Annotated in this window: 15 protein-coding genes, 2 tRNA genes and 1 pseudogene; 7 read left to right on the top strand and 11 right to left on the bottom strand. The window is 41.3% G+C overall.

All coding sequences use genetic code 11. The features are described from left to right. The first annotated feature begins 144 nt into the window (after nucleotides 1-144). Nucleotides 145-1,050 (top strand): protease HtpX, encoded by a 906-nt coding sequence (gene htpX / locus LZP46_RS04150; protein WP_004972117.1) that lies wholly within the window; start codon nucleotides 145-147, stop codon nucleotides 1,048-1,050. Between the two features lie 111 nt (nucleotides 1,051-1,161). On the opposite strand, the gene LZP46_RS04145 is transcribed toward htpX, so the two are convergent. From LZP46_RS04145 to LZP46_RS04135, 3 genes and pseudogenes are all read right to left on the bottom strand, one after another. Further along, nucleotides 1,162-1,752, bottom strand: a complete 591-nt coding sequence (locus LZP46_RS04145) for a DUF4112 domain-containing protein (RefSeq protein WP_236094770.1) — start codon at nucleotides 1,750-1,752, stop codon at nucleotides 1,162-1,164. A 145-nt stretch (nucleotides 1,753-1,897) separates the two neighbouring features. Beyond that, nucleotides 1,898-3,232 carry a magnesium transporter gene (mgtE, locus tag LZP46_RS04140; protein ID WP_236094768.1) on the bottom strand — a complete coding sequence of 445 codons (1,335 nt, stop codon included), beginning with the start codon at nucleotides 3,230-3,232 and terminating at the stop codon, nucleotides 1,898-1,900. Between the two features lie 164 nt (nucleotides 3,233-3,396). Next, nucleotides 3,397-6,502 (bottom strand): annotated as a pseudogene (locus tag LZP46_RS04135) (multidrug efflux RND transporter permease subunit). Nucleotides 6,503-6,782: 280 nt separating this feature from the next. Here LZP46_RS04135 and LZP46_RS04130 point away from each other — a divergent pair. Then, complete coding sequence (locus LZP46_RS04130; protein ID WP_236094765.1) at nucleotides 6,783-8,651, top strand: hypothetical protein; 1,869 nt, start codon at nucleotides 6,783-6,785, stop codon at nucleotides 8,649-8,651. Nucleotides 8,652-8,688: 37 nt separating this feature from the next. Here the strand turns inward: LZP46_RS04130 and LZP46_RS04125 are convergent, their stop codons facing one another. The 5 genes from LZP46_RS04125 to LZP46_RS04105 form a co-directional block, all read right to left on the bottom strand. After that, nucleotides 8,689-9,840, bottom strand: coding sequence for a LuxR C-terminal-related transcriptional regulator (locus LZP46_RS04125; protein WP_236094763.1), 1,152 nt, complete (start codon nucleotides 9,838-9,840; stop codon nucleotides 8,689-8,691). 262 nt (nucleotides 9,841-10,102) lie between these two features. Next, nucleotides 10,103-11,737, bottom strand: coding sequence for a chaperonin GroEL (gene groL / locus LZP46_RS04120; protein ID WP_236094762.1), 1,635 nt, complete (start codon nucleotides 11,735-11,737; stop codon nucleotides 10,103-10,105). A gap of 59 nt (nucleotides 11,738-11,796) precedes the next feature. Further along, complete coding sequence (locus LZP46_RS04115) at nucleotides 11,797-12,087, bottom strand: co-chaperone GroES (RefSeq protein ID WP_004972131.1); 291 nt, start codon at nucleotides 12,085-12,087, stop codon at nucleotides 11,797-11,799. Between the two features lie 185 nt (nucleotides 12,088-12,272). Beyond that, nucleotides 12,273-13,046 (bottom strand): metallophosphoesterase family protein, encoded by a 774-nt coding sequence (locus tag LZP46_RS04110; protein ID WP_236094761.1) that lies wholly within the window; start codon nucleotides 13,044-13,046, stop codon nucleotides 12,273-12,275. After that, entirely contained in the window at nucleotides 13,027-13,965 is a 939-nt protein-coding gene (locus LZP46_RS04105) for a diacylglycerol/lipid kinase family protein (RefSeq protein ID WP_236094760.1), read from the bottom strand. The genes LZP46_RS04110 and LZP46_RS04105 overlap by 20 nt, the downstream gene beginning before the upstream one ends. Nucleotides 13,966-14,382: 417 nt before the next feature. Between LZP46_RS04105 and LZP46_RS04100 the strand changes: the two genes are divergently transcribed. Further along, complete coding sequence (locus LZP46_RS04100; protein ID WP_236094759.1) at nucleotides 14,383-16,212, top strand: phosphoenolpyruvate carboxykinase (GTP); 1,830 nt, start codon at nucleotides 14,383-14,385, stop codon at nucleotides 16,210-16,212. A 292-nt stretch (nucleotides 16,213-16,504) separates the two neighbouring features. Then, nucleotides 16,505-16,939, top strand: coding sequence for a hypothetical protein (locus LZP46_RS04095; protein ID WP_236094758.1), 435 nt, complete (start codon nucleotides 16,505-16,507; stop codon nucleotides 16,937-16,939). A gap of 39 nt (nucleotides 16,940-16,978) precedes the next feature. On the opposite strand, the gene LZP46_RS04090 is transcribed toward LZP46_RS04095, so the two are convergent. From LZP46_RS04090 to folD, 3 genes are all read right to left on the bottom strand, one after another. Next, a complete protein-coding gene (locus tag LZP46_RS04090; RefSeq protein ID WP_236094757.1) occupies nucleotides 16,979-17,647 on the bottom strand; it encodes a class I SAM-dependent methyltransferase in 669 nt (222 codons plus the stop codon). Next, a complete protein-coding gene (locus tag LZP46_RS04085; RefSeq protein ID WP_236094756.1) occupies nucleotides 17,644-17,826 on the bottom strand; it encodes a hypothetical protein in 183 nt (60 codons plus the stop codon). Before LZP46_RS04085 ends, LZP46_RS04090 begins: the two co-directional genes overlap by 4 nt. Nucleotides 17,827-17,917: 91 nt before the next feature. Further along, entirely contained in the window at nucleotides 17,918-18,766 is an 849-nt protein-coding gene (gene folD / locus LZP46_RS04080) for a bifunctional methylenetetrahydrofolate dehydrogenase/methenyltetrahydrofolate cyclohydrolase FolD (RefSeq protein ID WP_236094755.1), read from the bottom strand. 153 nt (nucleotides 18,767-18,919) lie between these two features. On the opposite strand from folD, the gene LZP46_RS04075 reads away from it, so the two are divergent. From LZP46_RS04075 to LZP46_RS04065, 3 genes are all read left to right on the top strand, one after another. After that, nucleotides 18,920-18,993, top strand: a tRNA-Cys gene (locus tag LZP46_RS04075). Between the two features lie 15 nt (nucleotides 18,994-19,008). Continuing rightward, nucleotides 19,009-19,094 (top strand) — tRNA-Leu (locus LZP46_RS04070). Nucleotides 19,095-19,307: 213 nt separating this feature from the next. After that, on the top strand, nucleotides 19,308-19,934 hold the full coding sequence (locus LZP46_RS04065) for a hypothetical protein (RefSeq protein WP_236094754.1): 627 nt from the start codon (nucleotides 19,308-19,310) through the stop codon (nucleotides 19,932-19,934). The last annotated feature ends 4 nt before the right edge of the window (nucleotides 19,935-19,938 follow it).

The following is a 19,938-nucleotide window of genomic DNA, read 5'->3' as shown; positions in this document are numbered from 1 at the left end:
TGAAATGCCAACTGCAATATCAGCCAAAATATTTTTAGTACAGTTTTATTATTTTTTCTTGAATTTTTAATACATACACCGCATATTTACGGCATGGTTTATTAATAAATCAGATTACATTTTCAATATAAGAGGATTTACTCAATGATGCGGATTGGTTTGTTCTTGCTAACCAACCTCGCGGTACTGGTTGTAGCTGGCATAATTTTGTCACTCTTCGGTGTCGGTAGTTACCATGGCGCGGGAGGCTTAAACCTAGGCAACCTGTTGGTCATCTGTTTTGTCTTTGGTATGGTTGGCTCTTTAATTTCTCTATTCATGTCTAAATGGATGGCGAAAAAAACAACTGGGACTGAATTAATTGACCCGAATGCCCCTCGTAACCAAGCTGAAGCGTGGTTATTAAATGAAGTTGCACAATTGTCGCAACGTGCTGGTATTAAAATGCCAGAAGTGGGTATTTTCCCTTCTTATCAATCTAATGCTTTTGCAACGGGTTGGAACAAAAATGATGCTTTAGTGGCTGTATCTACAGGGCTGCTTGAGCGCATGAATAAAGATGAATTACGCGCGGTACTGGCACACGAAATTGGTCACGTTGCCAATGGTGACATGGTTACCTTGGCACTGATTCAAGGTGTTGTGAACGCATTTGTTATGTTCTTTGCTCGTGTTGCAGGTGACTTTATTGACCGTAATGTCTTTGGTCGTGAAGATGGCGAAGCCCCAGGCTTGGCTTACTTTGCAATTACCATTGTATTAGATATTGTCTTTGGTATTTTGGCGTCTTCAATTGTGATGTGGTTCTCGCGTCAACGTGAATACCGTGCAGATGAAGCAGGTGCACGTTTGGCAGGTAAACAAGCTATGATTTCTGCGTTATTACGTTTACAAGCAGAGTCTGAAATGCCAGATGCTATGCCAAAAGAAATGAAAGCTTTTGCGATTTCTGCCGGTAAAGAAGAAGGTTTTAGCTTGGCAGCGTTATTCCAAACTCACCCAAGTATTGAACAACGTGTTGCAGCCTTACAGCAATTAAATTTACCTTAATACTGCTAGCAACATATTGTAACAGCGACACCAAAAAGCTTCCTCTGGGAAGCTTTTTTTATGTCTGTAAATGAGATCTGCCAGATGGTTTTGGACATTAAACAGATTCTTTTAAACAGCAAAACTTTGTGACCAGTGCCACAACCAACTTGCACCGAGCCATGCTGCCCAAATAAAGAAAATAAGAAAAATCACGCCAAGCAAATCAGGCAAATGTAACCACAGCCATGCCACCACTGGATTACGCCAAAATGCCGACTGCTGCTGTTTGCGCTCCAATCGCTCATGTAAAAACGGATGCACCACATGATGTTCGCTGTGAATCTGATATTCTTCGCGGATATGCGTATGCACTACATCTAAAGCTTTACGGCTTGGGCGAATAAATACATCAAATACTGTACCGACAATGGGTACAAAACCAACTACTGCATCTACCACAGCAAGTTTAATCACGGGAGTGAGTTTAGTTTGCGGTACACCAATTTGTTTGGCTTTATAAATCGCATAACAGGTCAGTGCAAAACCAGCGACATCCCCCGCGACAGGTACAGTGCCTAATGCGGCATCTGCTCCTACACCCTGCTTGGTAAATGGAATACGCACCACAGAATCCATCATATTGGCAAACTTGGCTAAATCGCGTTCTAGGCGAACCACCTCTTGCTGGCTGAGTTTTTTTGTAGATGCAGACTCTGGCATAGAAAAATTATCATTAGGCAAATGCAATCTACTTGAGAATAAAGCTGTTTTTTGCTCAGGTCTGTTATGATTTTATAAATAGAATTTTGATCATTGGAAAAAGTTTAAGATGAGGTCTTGAATAAGTCATCATCACCGACAGTGTTTAAAGTAAAAACTGAGAGGCGATAAATAAGTACACTACCACGCCAGTTGCATCACAAATCGACGTTACCAAAGGCGCAGAGGCACTAGCAGGGTCTAGTTTCATGCGATGCAAAATAAAAGGTAGACTCATGCCAATTAAACAGCCCATCAGCACAATGCCCAACATACTGAGTGCTAAAACCACTGACACCATAATATCGCCACGGTAATAGCCTAAAATTGAGACTGCAAAAGCCATCGTACCCCCCAAACACAGCGCTACCAAACTTTCGCGTCCGAGTAAATGCAACCAATCTTTGACTTGCACATCACCTGTAGCCAGTGCCCGCACCATTAAAGTTGCAGACTGAGAGCCCGCATTACCACCACTCCCGACTAAAAGTGGCATGAAAAACACCAGCACAATATGTGCTGCAATAATTTCTTCATAATGGGCAATGCCGATTCCTGACAACAAACTACCAAATACCAAAATCACCAACCACGACACACGTTTACGATATAAAAACAAAATTGGCGCAGTTTTTATGCTCATACCTGGTGAAGACGCGACCGCACTAGATTTTAAAAAGTCTTCCGTGGTTTCTGCCTGTACCACGTCCATCGCATCATCATAAGTCACAATGCCAAGTAAATGCTGTGCGTTATCTACAATCGGCAAAGCCAAAAAATCATAATGGCTGAGTTTTTGCGCAATACTTTCCTGATCTTCAGTGACCAAACCAGTGACTAAATCTGTGCGCATCACATTTTTAATTTTCTGTTCAGGCGGGTTTTGAATTATTTCTCTTAAAGAAATCACCCCCAATAGTTTCATCAGTTCATCTACAATATAAATCAGGTATAAAGTTTCCCGATCTGCGGTCATTCTGCGCAATTCATCTATGGCTTGCTGCATGTTCAGTTCTGGTGAGAGCACCACGAAATCCGAACTCATAATCGCGCCCGCAGATTCTTCAGGATACCGCGCCAAAGACTGAATCTGTGCGCGTTTTTCTTCCGTAATGTGTAAGCTGACAAAGTGCTGTAAATGTGGTGACAGTAACTTAAATAAGTCGGTGCGGTCATCTGAATGCATCGCTGAAATTAGTTTGACCAATTGCTGCGGTGCCATGGCCTCTGCAATTTGATGTTGCAAATGCAGTGGTAAAAACTCCATCACCAAGGCAGCACTGTCAATTTGTTCAATTAAACTCAGCTGTGCTTTCAGACTTAAATGCTGCATTAAGTCGGCTAAATCAGCAGGGTTGATACTGTCGATCAAGCTGCGCACTGTACTTGGCTGATGTAATTGCAAGGCTTGTTCTAACTGTTCAGCGTGCAGATTGATCATTAATCTCACCCACTCCATCATTCCAAAACGTAAAATGAAGAATGGGCGCAGTGTCTCGGCCCAAACCAACCCTTAAAAAACCGAAAATCTGTAGATTTATGCAAGATTTTTAGCGTTTCATATCATAGCCTATAATCTTGCTAAGTGTTTAATAAAAAACATCTTTAATTTATGGATGAGGAACGATTGACTTGAAATACAGAACGAATCAGCACGTACATAAATGGAATAAAAACAAGCACTAAAATTGTGCCAAAAATTACCCCACCCAAAACACTCACCCCAATTTCCTGACGACTTGCTGCACCTGCACCAAATGCAAATACTAGCGGTAAAATACCTGCACCAAATGCCAATGAGGTCATTAATATAGGTCTAAGCCGCAAACTTGCACCTTCTAAAGCAGCTTGCACCACTTGTTTTCCCTGCTGCTGCGCAGCAGAGGCAAATTCCACAATTAGGATGGCATTTTTACATGACAAACCAATGGTGGTCAGCAAGGCTATTTGGAAATAAATATCGTTTGGGAAACCAGCCAAATAGCTGAAAATAATATTTCCACCAATTCCTAAAGGAATAGCACTCATGACCGCTGTAGGAATACTCCAACTTTCATACAAGGCAGCCAAACACAGAAAAATAAAACCAATTGAAACCAAATATAAAATTAAGGCTTGAGCGCTGGACTGATTTTCTTCATAAGACAATCCACTCCATGCCAAATCTATTCCTTGTTGCTGTGCAACTAATTGTTCCAAATCACGCATAGCCTGACCAGAACTTTTACCTTCTGTCGTATCGGCTTCCATTTGCAAAGCGCTATAACCCATAAAACGATTGACGACTTCTGGCCCACCACTCCAACTGAGTTGGGCAAACTGGCTAAAAGGTACCATTTGATTTTGCTGACTACGTACCGACCATTGATATAAATCTTCAGGTTGGGCACGAAACTCGGCATCACCCTGCATAATCACGCGTTTAATTCGACCACGGTCAATAAAATCGTTGATATAACTGCCTCCCCAAGCTGCCGCTAAAGTGCTGTTAATCGCCGTTTGATTTAAACCTGCTGCCATCGCCTGTTTCTGATCAATCGTGACGTTTAGCTCGGCTTTTTCAGGATTAGCGCGTTGATCTAAATTTTTAAAGCTTTGATATTGAGTGGCTTGCTGCTGCAAATTGTGAAATTGCTGGATTAAAAAATCACGTCCTGTACCATTCACATCGCGCATCCAAAACTCTAAGCCATCGGTTTGCCCCAAACCACGGACTGCTGCGGGCATGCCAATGGTAATTTGTGCATTGGGATGCTGTCGAAAATGCTGCATGGCACGTTCACGAATGGCTTGTGCAGTATGTTGCTGCCCTTGACGTTCATGCCAATGTTTTAGCGCAATAAAACCCTGCCCTAAATTCTGCCCCGTTCCTGAAAAATTCCGTCCATAACGAATCATCACCAAATCGACATTATGGGCTTCATGCTGCATAAAGTATTCTCGTATGCTTTCGCCCACTTCACGACTTTTAGACAACGGCGCACCTTCCTGTAATTTAAATTGCACCGACAACATGCCCTGATCTTCATTCGGGATAAAACTGGTAGGTAAGGCACGGTAAAACAAAGCAAAAACCGTCAGTAAGCCTGCAAAAATAACCAGACAAACCGCTTTATGCTGAATCGTCCAGCCTGATAATTTGAGATAGTGTTGTTTTAAGCTTTCCAGTTTTTGATTAAACCAAATCGCCCATTGGGCTGGTTGTGGGTTAGGTTTTAAAATCAAGGCACACAAAGCAGGGGTTAAAATTAAGGCCACACCTAAAGATAGCGCCATCGCAGTGACCAAGGTGATGGAAAACTGGCGATAAATTACCCCAGTCGAACCACCAAAAAATGCCATAGGAATAAATACTGCGGTCAAAACCAAGGTAATACCGACCAAAGCACCACTAATTTCCTGCATGGATGCGATAGATGCCTGTTTAGCCGAGAGCTGCTGTTCATGCATTAAGCGCTCTACGTTCTCCACCACCACAATCGCATCATCCACCAATAAACCAATCGCTAAAACCAAAGCGAATAAGGTCAGCGTGTTAATACTTAGGCCAAAGAGTTGCAACACGGCCATAGTGCCTAAAATCACCACAGGCACAGTCACGGTGGGAATAAGCGTGGCACGCCAATTCTGTAAAAATAGGAACATGACTATGACAACTAAAATGACCGCTTCAATTAAAGTTTTCACGAATTCTTTAATTGATTCCTGCACGAAAGGTGTGTTATCGCGTGGATAGACAATTTGGTAACCTTCGGGCAATTGATGTTTTAAATGCTCAATTTGTTTTTGAATTAAGGCTGAAGTTTGTAACGCATTGGCACCAGACGATAATGAAATCCCCATCCCTGCCGATGGAAAACCATTAATGGTATTAAAGCTTTGATAATTTTCTGCACCAAGTTCAATACGTGCCACATCTTTTAAATAAACAAAGCCACCTGTCTGATCTGCTTTTAAAATAATATTTTCAAATTCTTCTACCGTTTTTAAGCGTGAACCTGAGGTGACTTTGGCGTTGAGATATTGTTCTTGTGCTGTGGGTAATTCACCAATTGCACCTGCTGCGACTTGGGTATTTTGCGCTAATACTGCAGCACGTATATCACTTGGCATGAGCGCATATTGTTTTAACTTTAACGGATTCAGCCAAATCCGCATTGCATATTGCGCACCAAAAACATCGACCTCACCCACACCTTCAATGCGTGCCAGCTCTTGCTCTAAATGACTCATCATATAGTCAGACAAGGCAATATTGCTGCTTTTGCCTGTGGCATCGTACAGCCCAATGACCATGTGGGTATCACCCAATGATTTAAAGACATTTACCCCCTGACGCTGCACATCTTCAGGTAAGCGGTTAATTGCGCCATTAATCGCATTTTGTACCTGGACTTGTGCGGTATCGGGGTTGGTACCATTTTCAAAGCTAATGCTGATGCGACTTCGTCCTGAAGAATCACTGCTAGAACTGAAATACAGTAAGTGATCTAAGCCCTTTAATTTGCTGTTCTAAAATTTGCGTTACGCTTTCTTCAACGGTTTCTGCCGAAGCTCCCGTATAGGTCGCACTGACAGTGATACGAGGTGGTGCAATGTCTGGATAGCGTTCTACTGGTAAATTTAATACTGAAAAAATCCCGAGTGCCATCACCATAATAGCGAGCACACCTGCAAAAATTGGACGTTCAATAAAAAATTTAGACAGCATAAAACAGGGTCACTTTTAGGTGGCAGTGTTGAATTTCAAATCGCGGAATCATCAAGTTTTTGCATGCAACAAAACTTTTTAAACCGTAGTTCAAATTAACACAGCTAAATAGAACTTCTGTGACTACATATTAAAAAATGTGCTTTTGTCACAAAAATCTTGATTGGTCTTCATTTTTCTCACAGATTTTTGTGTACACCCTCCCAATTTTGGGATAGCACCTAAACTCATCTAATTTCTATACTGCAGACATGACAATTTGAATAACAAGGAATTCGTGATGAAAAAAACTTTATTATGCTTAACTTTAGCAGGCTTACTCAGTGCATGTGGCGGTTCCGACAATGATTCTGGTAGTTCTGGTCCCCCACCTTCAAGCTCTCTAAAAACTGGGATACTTACCGATGGACCTGTGAGTGGCGCAACGTATACAATTAATGGCGTTTCTAAACGTACAAATGCTCAAGGGGAGTTTGAATATCAAGAAGGTGATGAAATCACTTTCCATATCGGAAATATTGAAATTGGCACAGTAACTGGTGCTGATCGTATTACCCCTGTGGAGTTAGCCGATGATGTAACAACACGAACAAATTTACTTATTTTTTTACAATCTTTAGATTCTGAGGGTGATCATGACGATGGTATTCAAATCCCTGACTCAGTGAGTCAACTCCCTGCAAACTCAATTGACTTCTCTAAACCAACAACAGAATTTATTACAAGCTTTCAACCTGTTCTACAAACAATAGAAGATTTTAAAGATAAAGTCGTAGTTAGCGCAACAGAAGCACAAGCTAACTTTAACCAAACACTACTCAAAGATATCGTTGGGGTTTGGTATGCGAAAAATGCTGACTCAGAAATCGTACTTCAAGTAACCTCAGACGGGAAATACCTGATTGGCGAACCTATTGTTAGCTCACCATCTGATAGTGCAAATGGCATGGAGTATGGTGAATTATCGGTAAATGCTGTTGCTGGAGATTTATGGGCGCAATCTTCAATTGATACAAATGAAGATTGGGGCTTAACTGATTCTGGAAAAACACGTGATATGAAAATATCATTTGATGGTACGCAGTTAAAAATTTCTGAAGCTCAAAACCCTAATGAAAGTGCAACATTTACTAAAGTCCCTCAAAACAATTCGAGCATTGCCGGTGCTTGGAACTCAAGTTCAGGCAAGCAACTATTTGTTTTCAATCCAGATAATAATACCTATATCATGGTTGATGCTGTTGGGGACGATCAAGTGGAAGTTGGAGAAATGCCTTGTGGTGGACCAGGTATCGAATATGGTAAATATCGTGTTCAAGATGGAAAGTTATTCGTAGATAATATCCTGATCGATACAAATGGCTGTGCAGGCTTATCTGACAATAGTGCAAACTCAAGCTCAGGTCTACCAGTCACGGTTAATTCGACATCACTTACACTCCACGAACCAAATGAAGGTACATTTATACTCACAAGACCCAATACAGAAGGTGCTACCACAAGTAGCGCAAGCCAATTCTATAAAGATATTGCTGGAACTTGGGAAATTGGACGCACCAATACAACTGCTGTTGTATTACATATTTTACCAGACGGACGTTACGCGCTAGGTGAAGCAGATGAAGCTGATGTAACGGGGAAGCCTGGTATTGAAATAGGACGACTAAATTGGAATGCTTTAACTTCAGCGCTGAGTCCTGTAATTTCCATCGATACAAATGGTGACTACGGGCTTTCACATCCTGACAATGATGGTCATCACCGCTTAAGTTATAACGGTACAGAGCTAGTGCTGACTGATGTAGGAAGTAATAGCATCTATATTTTAACTAAAGTAAAACAATCATCAAGTCTAGTCGGCACTTGGCAATTTAATCAAACTCACTTGTTTGCTTTCTTTGACACAGGATTCTATTTCTTGTTAGACACCGAAGGTGATTGCGATAACCCAGGAATTGAATATGGTAAATATTCAATAACATCCAATGCACTTGCCGTAACAGAAGTGTTATATGACACCAACGGTTGCGGTGGATTACATGACACTTCGGATAGCGCTAAAGTTAATGCAACTTATAGCATCTCCGGAACAAGTCTAACCTTGCATCCACAAGGCGAAGACACTATTACCCTACAACGTAGTAACTAAAATACTCAGAAGCTGCCTAAGCCCGACTTAGGCAGCTTTAACCAATATGCTCAAAATGAATGGTACAGCCCATTAATAAATGCATGAGTTCAATTTGCGAGTTGCATTGGGTTTTTTCATAAATATTTTTAAAATAAGTGCGCACCGAACTGAGCGTAACTCCACAATGTTCCGCAATTTCTTCTAACTTACGACCATTCAACAACAACTCACACAGCTCAAACTCACGTTTAGACAATTGATAAGCTTGCTGCAAATAGGCTTTTGACAAGGCATAGTGCTGATGCTTATCGGTCAGAAATACCGCAATTTGATGTTGTCCTGCATTTTGATGCTGCATATTTTTTAATTTAGAACAAGGTACGATAGTCAGCATTAATTGTTGTCCTTTCGCATCTGACAAAGACAATACTCCACCTACATCTGCGCTTAATGCCGACTGTCCCAACAAGGCTGAATGTAATAATTGATCTAAACGACTTTGATCATAAGCATGGGTTTTTAAACGATTATACAAGTCCAAATCTAAACATGAATCGTGTTCCAGCATGCTTTGAGCTAAAGGGTTTGAATAAGTCAAACTCAGCTTATGATCAAGCAAAATCACACCTGTTTTTAAATGATCGAGCACGCTATACAAACTTAAATTTTCTTGTTTAACCAAACTAAACTGACGATGGATTTGTAAAGCACGGCGCAAATGCACACCCAAATGCTTTAAAAAATCCAACTCTTTTTGTTGATACGGCGCTACATCTGGCGCACGGTGTAGTCCCAAAACCGCCCAACGATGTGAACCCTGATCGAGCAAAACAGCCGAGATATAACTAATTCCCGTCGGATTCAAACACCGTTCATAAAAGATATATTCATCACTTTCAGGGTTTTCCCCATAATGAGATAAATCCGAGCTCGCTACTTGCCCCACACCTAAATTTTCCCACAATACTCGGTGTAACTGCATGTCAATCACGCGAATCCGCTCATCACGATAGGCATGCAAAGCTTCAGCTGGAATATTGTGACTAAATAAAAAATCGTAACTTGGACTAAATTGATCTAAGGCAGTAAAAATGGCGGTTTTACTGTCTGTATATTGAACAATTTTTTCAATTACTTGCGGCCATAAACTCACATCTACAGCGGCATCATAAATACTGCCTATAATTTCGTGTTCTCGGTTATCCATTTTTATCCCCTTTATGCTTACTCCAGCCTGCATTACATTTATTTAATCATTTGTTTTTATTATTGTTATAAACAAGAATAATGAGTTTTATTCACAAAAAAAAGGAGTTTAGATACATATCACACATTTAATGTGTAAATAAAAAAATAGCTAGGTGATTTTGTCTTTTCATGTGTGCAATCTCTAAATTACAAAAACTGCGCCATAAAAAAAACCCCGTATCTTACGATACGAGGTTTTTGAAGTTTGGGTACGCTGAGGTTTACATCATACCGCCCATACCACCCATGCCACCCATATCTGGCATTGCTGGCTTGTCTTCTGGAATTTCAGTAATCATACATTCTGTGGTTAACATCAAGCCAGCAACAGACGCTGCATGCTCAAGTGCAGAACGAGTTACTTTTGCAGGGTCAAGAATACCCATTTCCAGCATGTCGCCATATTCACCAGTCGCAGCATTATAACCATAGTTACCTTCACCGTTCTTCACAGCATTGATTACTACAGATGGCTCATCACCAGCATTGGCTACGATTTGACGAAGCGGAGCTTCGATTGCACGACGAAGAATGTTGATACCTACGTTTTGGTCATCGTTAGCACCAGTCAGACCATCAAGTGCAGATGCAGCACGTACCAGTGCAACACCACCACCCGCAACAACACCTTCTTCAACCGCAGCACGAGTTGCGTGAAGCGCATCATCCACACGGTCTTTCTTCTCTTTCATTTCAACTTCAGTTGCAGCACCAATTTTGATGACTGCTACACCGCCTGCTAATTTAGCAACACGTTCTTGAAGTTTTTCTTTGTCATATTCAGAAGTAGATTCTTCGATTTGCGCACGGATTTGCTGAACACGCTCAGAAATCTGACCTGCATTGCCCGCACCATCCACAATTACGGTGTTTTCTTTAGAGACTGTAACTTTGTGCGCACTACCCAAATGCTCTAGTGATGTTTGCTCCAAAGACATACCAATTTCTTCAGAAATAACCGTACCGCCTGTCAAGATTGCAATATCTTGTAACATTGCTTTACGACGATCACCAAAACCAGGCGCTTTCACCGCACATACTTTAATAATGCCACGCATGTTATTCACAACAAGCGTTGCCAGCGCTTCGCCTTCAACATCTTCAGCGATGATCAGAAGAGGCTTGCCTGTTTTCGCAACTGCTTCTAGGACAGTAATCAGTTCACGAATGTTGCCGATTTTTTTATCAACAAGAAGGATGAACGGGTTTTCAAGTTCTGCAGTCAAAGTATCTTGTTTGTTCGCGAAGTATGGCGAGATATAACCGCGGTCAAACTGCATACCTTCTACAACGTCAAGCGCGTCTTCAAAGCCTGAACCTTCTTCAACAGTGATTACGCCTTCTTTACCAACGCGTTCCATTGCTTGTGCAATTAACTTGCCCACAGTCGTGTCCGAGTTTGCAGAGATCGAACCCACTTGCTCAATCGCTTTAGTATCAGATGCTGGTTTAGCCGTTGCTTTAATGTCTGCAACGACTGCCTTAACAGCAAGGTCGATACCACGTTTCAAATCCATTGGGTTCATACCCGCAGTTACAGATTTGATGCCTTCATTTAAAATGGCTTGTGCAAGTACTGTTGCAGTGGTCGTACCGTCACCTGCGATATCATTGGTTTTGCTAGACACTTCTCGTACAAGCTGAGCACCCATGTTTTCAAACTTGTCTTTTAACGTGATTTCTTTCGCAACAGATACACCATCTTTAGTGATGTGTGGCGCACCGAAAGAACGGTCAATCACTACGTTACGACCTTTAGGGCCTAAAGTTACTTTAACTGCGTCTGCAAGTACGTTTACACCTGCGATCATTTTTGTGCGAGCTGAATCACCAAATTTTACGTCTTTAGCTGACATGTTTAACTCCAAATATTTTTAAATAATGTTCAAATTTGCTTTGAATATGAGTTCTGAACTTAGCCTTCAAGTACCGCTAAAATATCAGACTCTTTCATAATTAGAAGTTCTTCACCGTCTACTTTAACTGTGGTGCCTGCATAAGTACCAAACAAGACTTTGTCGCCCACTTTTACGTCTAAAGCGCGTACGCCATTGTCTGTGATTTGACCATTCCCTACTGCAATCACTTCACCTTGGGCTGGTTTTTCTGCAGCAGAACCTGGAAGCAAGATACCGCCAGCTGTTTTTGTTTCTTCTTCAACACGACGAATAACTACACGGTCATGTAATGGACGAATGTTGCTCATAAATAACTCCATTAGACTAGGTCAATGTATAGATTCCTGATGACGACTTAATTATTCCTTTGGTCATCATCAAAATAAGTTTTAGATGACACTGTTGTGGGGATGGAAATAAACGCTTCAAGGGGGAAAGATAAAAATATTTCAGTTTTTGTTGTTTTTTTAAACAAGTTGGCTTGATCGGTGACTTATTCTGCACTTTGTTGCCACAATACAAATTGCTTTTGTTCAGCATCAAAAACGTAATGCTGCACATCACCATTGTGACACAATACATTCAAGCTATTCGGCATACCCTGATGCAAACGATACGAAATTACAGTACCCGCATGAATATCCAGCACAGGATGCGTTGCACCTAAGGCATAAATTTGATTTAAGTCATACACTGCAGGTTGATGTAAATGTCCATGCAGCAAGGCATATAAACCATTTTTGCTCCACTGTTCTAATGCAATTCGCCCTAACACTGGACAATCTTTAATGCTGTGACGATCATCTGGTGGTGTATAAAATGGTTGATGCGCCACTAGAATTTTTAACTTATTTCTTGGCGCAGTTTGTAGCAAAGCATCTACTTCCTGAATTTGACTTAAAGAAATATGCCCGCGAGTATGAAAACGGCGTCGAATACTATTTACGCCTATCAGATAAAAATGTTGCGTTTCCAACACACTTTCCATACGCCCAAAAAACAGTTGATACCGTGCAAATGGGCTAAAAAAACGATTCCAAAGATGATATAGCGGTATATCGTGATTACCTGGCACAACCAAATACGGTAAATTCAAACTGTCTAAAAAATGCTTACAGGCATAAAACTGTGTATAGCGTGCGCGTTGAGTTAAATCGCCACTCACCACTACGGCTTCAGGACGCATACTTTCACACAGCTGTTGAACTGCCTGCATACAAGCTACATTTTCAGTGCCAAAGTGCAAATCAGACAGATGCAGCAGCATGCGGCACCTTAATGTTTAGTGCGTTTTTCAATACAGAAATACGTAGTGGCGGGCGCATTTTAACAATTTCTCCATCTAGCGCCACGGTCAGTTGTTGGCGTTTACTATGAATGACCACCTGCTCTGCTGCAAAACTGTAAATATCATTGGCTTGCTCAGCCTTCCCCTGAATGAATTGCCACAGAATTTTAAACAAAGTCAATTTATCAGACTTTGCCACTGCGACACCTGCAACTTTGCCCGCTGCAGCCGCTTTAGCAATCCGTAAATTCATTTCAGACAGTTGCAATTGATTATTCCCAAAGAAAATGAGCGGAGTTTTCAGGGGATAGCGCTTTGTATCGATCTCTAGTTCTAGTTTTAGTTCTTTACGGTCACGCAGTAGTACATCTAAAGCCGAGGTGTAAGCATGTAAAGGAAAGCGACCTAAATATTGGTTATAACGCTCACGTTTTTGAATAAATAAAGGGTATAAACCCAAACTGGCATTGTTTAAATAAATATGTTGATTGATTTGTGCCACATGCACAGCGCGCGTCGTGCCTGTAGCAATAACCTGTGCAGCTTCAATTAAATCTAGCGGGATATTCAATAAGCGTGCCACATAATTAAACGTGCCCAAAGGTAAAATTCCCATCGGAATCTGAGTGCCAATCAGTTTACCCGCCACAGCATTTAAAGTACCATCACCACCTGCCGCAACCACAACACCGCTTAAATGCGCTGCTTGATGCCGTGCTAATACCTGTTGCATCAGCTGATCAAAGTTACCGATTTCACCCATTTCAAACAATTGGATTTCGAAACCATGCTGTGACAAAACATGCAACAATTCTTCATAGACACCTTCGTGGTGTGTGGAATGAAATCCAGATTGTTGATTATAAATAAGAGATAATGGCTGCAAAGTTGTCGACATTTTCTTCAACCATTTTAAGGCATTTGCTCTAAATTCCACTAATTTATGCAGGATGAAAAGCAGCTTTATGTAAAAAGCGAATGATGACCATTCATTAAATCAATAATCATTCTTTATAAAATTTAAACTATAAATATATGTTTTAATTAAAAATAATTAAAATAAATAACGCCCATAATTTTTTTAAATAATAATAAGTAGAACACAAAAAAGTTGTAAGCCTATGTTTCATATATGTTATTCATAATTTATATGGGTATTTTTCACATAAAGCTAATTCAAGCCTATGTCTTATTTTTTTTAAGTTTTTGTGCTTTAATACAGCCACTTTTTTTTCATATTTCATCTGAACCATGTACCCCATTGTTCAGATTGTACTTTGTACACAACTTGTACACATTTAAGATAGGCCTCACCATGACCCAAGTGAACGCACCAGAATTCGTTCGTCACCCAAAGCTTATTGCATGGGTTGAAGAAATTGCAAAGTTAACAAAACCAGCAAAAATTGAATGGTGTGACGGTAGCGCAGAAGAATATCAACGTCTAATCGACTTGATGATCGCTAACGGCACCATGCAAGCATTAAACCAAGAAAAACACCCTGGTTCGTACCTTGCAAATTCTGATCCTTCTGACGTTGCTCGTGTTGAAGACCGTACTTACATCTGCTCTGAAAACAAAGAAGATGCTGGTGCGACAAACAACTGGGAAGCGCCAGCTGAAATGCGCGCTAAATTAAACGGTTTATTCGACGGCTCAATGGCTGGCCGTACCATGTATGTGGTTCCCTTCTCTATGGGCCCATTAGGTAGCCATATTGCGCACATCGGTATTGAATTAACTGACTCTCCTTATGTTGCTGTCAGCATGTCTAAAATGGCTCGTATGGGTAAAGCTGTTTATGACGTATTGGGCACAGATGGCGAATTTATTCCTTGCGTACACACTGTGGGCGCACCATTGGCTGAAGGCGAGAAAGACGTAGCTTGGCCATGTAACAAAGAAAAATACATCGTACATTATCCAGAAACTCGTGAAATCTGGTCGTATGGTTCTGGTTACGGCGGTAACGCATTATTGGGTAAAAAGTGCTTAGCGCTTCGTATTGCTTCTGCAATGGGCCGTGAACAAGGCTGGTTAGCAGAACACATGCTAATTTTAGGCGTGACCAACCCACAAGGCGAAAAACACTACATCGCAGCAGCATTCCCTTCTGCATGTGGTAAAACCAACTTTGCGATGTTAATTCCACCTGCAGGTTATGAAGGCTGGAAAATTGAAACTGTAGGTGACGATATTGCTTGGATCAAACCAGGTGAAGATGGTCGCTTATATGCAATTAACCCTGAAGCTGGTTTCTTCGGTGTAGCACCTGGTACCAACACCAAGACAAACCCGAACTGTATGGCAACTCTGCACAAAGACGTGATCTATACCAACGTTGCTGTGACTGACAACGGTGAAGTTTGGTGGGAAGGTCTAACTAAAGAAGCGCCTGCTAACTTGACTAACTGGAAAGGTCAACCACACACTGGCGCAGAAAAAGCAGCTCATCCAAATGCGCGCTTCACTGTTGCAGCAGGTCAATGTCCTTCTATTGATGCTGACTGGGAAAATCCAGCAGGTGTTCCAATTTCAGCATTCATCTTCGGTGGTCGTCGTGCAGACACCGTGCCTCTAATTTCAGAAGCATTTGACTGGGTCGATGGCGTATATAAAGCAGCAACTATGGGTTCTGAAACCACTGCTGCTGCGGTTGGTCAACAAGGTGTCGTTCGTCGTGACCCATTTGCAATGCTGCCATTTGCGGGCTACAACATGGCAGACTACTTCTCTCACTGGTTAGAAATGGGTGAGAAAGTTGGTGAAAAAGCAAAAGCTGCAGGTAACAAATTACCAGGCATCTACAACGTAAACTGGTTCCGTCGTGACGCAGAAGGCAACTTCGTATGGCCTGGTTTTGGTCAAAACATGCGCGTACTTGAGTGGATCATCGATCGTTGCGAAGGTCGTGCAGAAGCTGTTGAAACTCCAATTGGTTTCGTTCCAACGTATGAGCAATTGAACTGGTCTGGTTTAGATTTCTCTAAAGAGCAATTTGAAACTGTAACAGCGCAAGATAAAGAACAATGGATCAAAGAATTAGAAAGCCACACTGAGTTATTTAACAAGCTTGGTGAGCGCTTACCTGCTGCATTGAAAGCACGTCAAGCTGCCTTACTTGAAGCGGTTAAATCTGCGTAATTCAACGCAGATTGCTAAGAAAAGGTCACTTCGGTGACCTTTTTATTGCCCTAATATTTTAGTTGCTAAAAACATCAACATTCCAGCTTCAACATCCCCAGCTGATGTGTAAATACTAAATAATACGAAGATTCAAGGTAAAAACATGACATCATCAAAACACACTTATCACCCCCAATATAGACAGCCTGCCACACCACCAACAAAGCCCTGCTTTGTCCTCTGAGCTATGGCATACTTAAAACAACAATCAAATGACATCAAAACATGAGACATGATTATGAATAAATCCATGAAGAATACAATGATTATTTTAGCAATGACGGGACTTGGGTTAGGTTTATCCGCTTGTCAAACTTTGCCAGAGCAAAATGAGAATAGTTTTGTCGGCTATAAAGTTGAAAGTAAAACCGATCACACCGCAGTATTGGCTTATACGCTTGCAGGACGTCAAAACCAACAGCGCGATGAAAGTAAATTACAGCGTGCTTGCCAAAAAGAACTTGGTACGCATAAAACTTATCAATTGCGTATTTTAAATATTAATGAAGTGGTGAATCCTGCAGCGAACCAGCAAGACCCTTATGGTCGCCAACTTGGACAAAGCCGCACCTCTATTGGCTTATCGAACACACCTGAGCTACATAGCAGTGAAAATTATGCTACACGTCAGGCCTTAGATGCTCGTCCAAGCACACTGCGCATTGTGCGTTATAGCTGCAATTAATTCGCGCCACAAAACTTACTTCCTATAAGACGTGATGATTTATCGCGTCTTATAAAAACTTACATTACGAAACTCTTTGGCTTCATCTAAATCAGGCCATGTGGTCGCGCTGCGTTCATCTATTTTTATATATTGTGGATGACTAAAGTTTTTCACTCGGCTGTCTGCCACCCAAACCTCTGGGGCGAATTTTAAGAACTCATCTAGAAAGAAGCGATTGCATTGATCATAAAGCACATCGGCAGCCAGCAATACATCCACTTGTTCTGCTTTGTATAGATCATCTAAATATTCAAGCACCACATCATTCAATTCAGCATTGGCTCGACAGGCTGCAAGACTAATAGGATCAATATCACAGCAAATTACCCGTTTGGCACCGGCCATTTTTGCAGCAATCGCCACCACGCCTGAACCCGCACCGAAGTCTAAAACAACTTTATCTTTAACTTGCTGAGGTTCTGCCAATAACCATTGCGCCATTGCAAGTCCCGAAGCCCAACAGAAAATCCAGTACGGCGTATCATTCCAAATACGACGAATGACTTCATCATCTAGCTTGTCGGTCGGAAATACAGGCGGAATAAGCCACAGTGAAATAGGCGTTTCAGGCAATTGCTGTGCCAGTAATTCACAATTTGGAATCACATCATGCAAAGCATCTAAGAGATGTTCAGGGGCTTGAGGAAATTGAAAGGTACAGCTCATTGGATTTTTATTCGTTTTAATTTAAAAAGTTCCCTCTGCTTTTTTAAAGGAGAGGGAGCATTCATTATTTTTACAATGAATTCCCCACTCTTTTTTAGGAGAGTTAGGGAGAGAATTTTTAAGCCCTCATCCCAGCCTTCTCCCTGAGCCGTATACGGCGCAAGAGAAGGAGCATCCATTATTTTCACAATGAATTTCCCCTCTCCTGAGCAAAATTTAAAGCACTGCTTTTAAATTGAAGCGCAAGAGAGGGTTAGGGAGAGGTCTTCATCAACCTAACGCTTTTTCAGCCGCTTCAACCGTTTGACGAATCAACGTTGTAATCGTCATTGGGCCAACCCCACCTGGAACAGGCGTATATGCAGAAGCAATCTCTTCAATGCCTTGCAATTGGATATCACCAACACCACCGCCATCACGTGGATGGAAGCCTGCATCAACAACTACAGCACCTTGTTTAATCCAATCTTTTTGAATCAATTCTGCTTTACCAACCGCACCGACAATAATGTCCGCTTGTCTCAAAAAACTTGCAAGATCTTGGGTACGTGAATGGCAAATGGTCACTGTTGCATTTGCTTCAAGAAGCATTGCAGCCATTGGTTTACCTAAAATTGCAGAACGCCCCACAACAACAGCATGTTTGCCTGCAATTTCAATGTTATTTTCTTTAAGGATGGTCATAATGCCTGCAGGTGTTGCAGAACCGTATGCGGCTTCGCCCATTGCCATACGACCATAACCTAAACAAGTCACACCATCGACGTCCTTAGCAAGCGAGATAGCATCAAAACAAGCACGCTCATCAATTTGTGCAGGCACTGGGTGTTGCAACAAAATACCATGCACATCAGGATTGGCATTCAATTTTTCAATTTCTGCCAACAGTTGTTCTGTGGTGGTTTCTGTTGGCAATTCTACTTTTAAAGAATCCATGCCCACACGACGGCAAGCATTACCCTTCATGCGTACATAAGTTGCAGACGCACCGTCATCACCGACCAAAATAGTCGCTAGAATTGGGGTGCGACCTGATTTTTCTTTTAACGCTTCTACACGTGTTAACAGATCAGCTTCAATTTGTTTCGCCAACGCACGACCGTCTAAAATTAATGCCACGGCACATCTCCCAATGTTGATATGAATCAATTTCGCAAATAATACATGATTATTTAGACTATTTTATTTTATATGCCGAATTAATGTGCATCTGCTCATTTATTAGTATTGTTTTTTTTTCAGAGCTTGCTAATATACGCATCAACAAGACGCGGCGGGGTGGCAGAGTGGTCATGCAGCGGACTGCAACTCCGTGGACGCCGGTTCGATTCCGACCTCCGCCTCCAATCTTGTAAAACGATGCCCGAGTGGTGAAATCGGTAGACACAGGGGATTTAAAATCCCCCGCCCTCAAAGCGTGCCAGTTCGAGTCTGGCCTCGGGCACCATTTTAAAATAATTAAAATGGTGCAAATAAAGAACCCAGCATTTTGCTGGTTTTTTTATGCCTAAATTTTAGGTTTTCCCCTCTTCATTCAATATTCAATGATGTCTTTATGAACCCAAAACAAGCACTTCTTGATTTGCAGCAATTGCAACAACAATACCCAGCTGCATTTAAAAGAAATATTTTGTTTTATGGTTTTATTCAAAGCTAAGGCATGTTGGATGATTGGAAAGAAATGATTCCATGGGTCTTGGCCTGCCTGATTTTTATTCCTGTTTCAATCAGTCTGGCGCATGGAATTCAAAACTTTGCACCACAGTACGATGTCTTTCAAGCCAAAGCATTGGCGATTTTAGGCATCATGTTAGGATTTATGCTGCTTCTGCCTTATGTGTTGTATCAAATTAAACACAGTTCGGCATCGTGGTATCAACTACAGCAGCATGCCACTTTAAAAATAGCAGTATTGATTCTGCTGCAAGCAGCAAATTTCGCCTATTTTCAGAGTGCAATTCTACAAGGGATTTTATTCTTTTTCTGCATCAGTTTTGGTTTTGTACGTTTCTATAAAGAGAATATGTTCCGTGACCAAATTAGCCTTGAACAAAAATATTGCTTAACCCAATTTCGCCGTGCTGCGTATTGGTCATATCGTCAGGCTGCTAAAATTCATTATCGGATGTATTTTTCCAATAAAAATAGCCCTCGTTTTGCCCAATTGAATCAGCAATATGAACATGCAATTCAGTTACATCAACAACTGATGCAAGCTGAGCATAATTTATGCAAAAGCATTAAATACATAGATTTAGACAGTTATATTCAAGATAAACTCGAATAAAAAC

The sequence above is a fragment of the Acinetobacter sp. SCLZS86 genome (assembly GCF_021560715.1).
Lineage (GTDB): Bacteria > Pseudomonadota > Gammaproteobacteria > Pseudomonadales > Moraxellaceae > Acinetobacter > Acinetobacter towneri_A.
This window is presented reverse-complemented; position numbering and strand designations above follow the sequence as displayed.

Coding starts and splice junctions, on each gene's coding strand:
- htpX (WP_004972117.1), top strand. CDS start 145: ATGATGCGGATTGGTTTGTTCTTGCTAACCAACCTCGCGGTACTGGTT.
- LZP46_RS04145 (WP_236094770.1), bottom strand. CDS start 1,752: ATGCCAGAGTCTGCATCTACAAAAAAACTCAGCCAGCAAGAGGTGGTT.
- mgtE (WP_236094768.1), bottom strand. CDS start 3,232: ATGATCAATCTGCACGCTGAACAGTTAGAACAAGCCTTGCAATTACAT.
- LZP46_RS04130 (WP_236094765.1), top strand. CDS start 6,783: ATGAAAAAAACTTTATTATGCTTAACTTTAGCAGGCTTACTCAGTGCA.
- LZP46_RS04125 (WP_236094763.1), bottom strand. CDS start 9,840: ATGGATAACCGAGAACACGAAATTATAGGCAGTATTTATGATGCCGCT.
- groL (WP_236094762.1), bottom strand. CDS start 11,737: ATGTCAGCTAAAGACGTAAAATTTGGTGATTCAGCTCGCACAAAAATG.
- LZP46_RS04115 (WP_004972131.1), bottom strand. CDS start 12,087: ATGAGCAACATTCGTCCATTACATGACCGTGTAGTTATTCGTCGTGTT.
- LZP46_RS04110 (WP_236094761.1), bottom strand. CDS start 13,046: ATGCTGCTGCATCTGTCTGATTTGCACTTTGGCACTGAAAATGTAGCT.
- LZP46_RS04105 (WP_236094760.1), bottom strand. CDS start 13,965: ATGTCGACAACTTTGCAGCCATTATCTCTTATTTATAATCAACAATCT.
- LZP46_RS04100 (WP_236094759.1), top strand. CDS start 14,383: ATGACCCAAGTGAACGCACCAGAATTCGTTCGTCACCCAAAGCTTATT.
- LZP46_RS04095 (WP_236094758.1), top strand. CDS start 16,505: ATGAAGAATACAATGATTATTTTAGCAATGACGGGACTTGGGTTAGGT.
- LZP46_RS04090 (WP_236094757.1), bottom strand. CDS start 17,647: ATGAGCTGTACCTTTCAATTTCCTCAAGCCCCTGAACATCTCTTAGAT.
- LZP46_RS04085 (WP_236094756.1), bottom strand. CDS start 17,826: ATGGATGCTCCTTCTCTTGCGCCGTATACGGCTCAGGGAGAAGGCTGG.
- LZP46_RS04065 (WP_236094754.1), top strand. CDS start 19,308: ATGTTGGATGATTGGAAAGAAATGATTCCATGGGTCTTGGCCTGCCTG.